Origin of the sequence: Herbaspirillum sp. UBA812 (assembly GCF_002296545.1) — a bacterium.
GTDB lineage: Bacteria > Pseudomonadota > Gammaproteobacteria > Burkholderiales > Burkholderiaceae_D > Herbaspirillum > Herbaspirillum huttiense.
On sequence record NZ_DBIC01000245.1, the window covers coordinates 1 to 2,128 of the forward strand.

Sequence of the window (2,128 nt, forward strand, 5' to 3'; positions counted from 1 at the left end):
GTTCATGATGCCCTTGTTGTGGGTGGCGGCGCGGTAGGGATCGACGGCGGCAAATTCATACGCATCGACGATGCCATCGATGACTTCCTCGCCACTGTATGCGCTGGTGGCCAGTACCTCGGCAGAAACCTTCACCCTGGCCCGCGCCAGCCGCAGATCGGCCAGATTGGAGAGGATGCGCAGCCGCACCTTGCCGCCGGTGATTTCCTCGATATGTCCGGCCACCGCTTCGGCCATGGTGTTGACGGTATTGGCACCCATCGCATCGCGCACGTCGACGATCAGGTGTGTGACCACCATGGCACCGCGCCGGGTGTCCGGGAAGACATGCACTTCAATGTCGCGGCAGCCGCCGCCCAGCTGGTTGAGCAACTGATCGCGGCTGTTGGCGATGTCGATGATGGCCTGGCGGTCCTTGAGGATGGCCAGCCGTGCGCCGTGCGGATCGGTCACCCCGAGCAGCTGGATCTGCGCCCGCATGAGCGGCGTGCTGCTGGAAGTCTGGAAGCCGCCGCAGGCGCGCACCAGCTTGGCCATGAAGGACGCTGCCGCCACCACCGAGGGCTCTTCGACCGCCATCGGTACCAGTACATCGCGGCCATTGAGCTGGAAATACCCGGCCACACCCAGCGGCAGCTGGAAAGTGCCGACCACGTTTTCAATCATGCCGTCGGCCGTGGCCAGCGGCAGGCCGCCGGGCTGGCCCAGCAGGATCTGCTCGGAATCGCCCAGCCCGGCCAGGCGTGCGACCTCCGCCAGGCGTTGCGGCGGGGTCAGGCTGCGGAATCCGGGCAGGCGCGAATCGGTCGCGGAGTGCTTGTCACTGTGCATGCGCTGGTCTCTCTTTTCGTCGTTATATGAAGATCTGGAATGGGCGGCAGGCTGCGCGCCGCCGTCCAGCGCTGGCAGAATAGCAAGGGTGTACCATTGCGCATGGGTACAGTTGCTGCCAACAGCAGGGCAACTGTACCCAGGACAATCCCTTTGCATTGCAGCAAGTCCCGACGACGCGGGGCGGGCGAGCGAGTACCTGCCTGCTTTTTGGAGAGTCTTATCCGTGACCATCCCCCAGACACTCACCCAGACCCTGGTGCAGCTGATCCGCCGCCAGATCGCAGAGGGTGCCCATGCTCCCGGCAGCCGGTTGCCGTCGATCCGCGAGCTGGCCGCCCGGCATGGCTGTGCCAAGAACACCATCGTCAACGTGTTCGAGGAATTGACGGCGCAAGGCGTGGTCGAGCCCCGGCGCGGCTCCGGCTTCTTCGTCTGCGCCACGCCGCCGCGCCCGAAGGAAGAAGAGGAGGGCAGCCTGAGCCGCGCCATGGACGTGGTCTGGCTCATGCGCGAGCAGTTGAAGCACGACCCCGGCCATCTGCGTCTGGGCGATGGCTTCCCGCCGGTGGAATGGCTGCACGATGTGCGGCTGGACAAATTCCACCAGAAGGTGGTGCGCACCGGCATGGGTGCGCTGTTCGGCTACGGCAGCCGCTTCGGTTACCTGCCGCTGCGCCAGCACCTGGTGCAGAAGCTGGCACAGCATGGCATCGAGGCCGCCACCAGCCAGATCGTGCTGACCCACGGGGCCAACCAGGCGCTCGATATCGTGATTCGCAATTTCATCCGCCCCGGCGATCGCGTGCTGGTCGATGAACCGGGCTACTACATGTTGTACGGCAAACTCAAGCTGTCCGGCGCGCGCATCGTCGGCATCCCGCGCCATGCGGACGGGCCGGATATCGAGGCCCTGGAACGCGAACTGAAGCTGCCCGGCAAGCCGCCGCTGTTCTTCACCCAGTCGCTGGCGCACAATCCCACGGCCTCGGACACCTCTCCGCACAAGGCGCACAAGATCCTGCAACTGGCCGATCGCCACGATGCCCTGATCGTGGAGAACGATGCCTTCGCCGACTTCAAGCCTGCTACCGCGCCGCGTATCGCCACGCTGGACCAGTTGCGCCGCACGCTCTACATCGGCAGCTTTTCCAAGTCGGTGTCCGCCGCGCTGCGCGTGGGCTTCATTGCCTGCCATCGTGATCTGGCCAGTGACCTGGCCGACATCAAGATGCTGGTCCACATGAGCAGTTCCGAATACTGCGAGCGCACGCTGGACGTGATCTTGTCCGACGGC

At 64.9% G+C, this 2,128-nt stretch carries 1 protein-coding gene and 1 pseudogene; one reads left to right on the forward strand and one right to left on the reverse strand.

Annotation, left to right across the window (positions count from 1 at the left end):
* Positions 1-831 (reverse strand): annotated as a pseudogene (locus B3873_RS16165) (3-hydroxy-3-methylglutaryl-CoA reductase); the annotation flags it as partial.
* Between the two features lie 232 nt (positions 832-1,063).
* Here B3873_RS16165 and B3873_RS16170 point away from each other — a divergent pair.
* Positions 1,064-2,128: PLP-dependent aminotransferase family protein (locus tag B3873_RS16170; protein ID WP_286867299.1), on the forward strand; the 1,065-nt coding region annotated here is incomplete at its 3' end.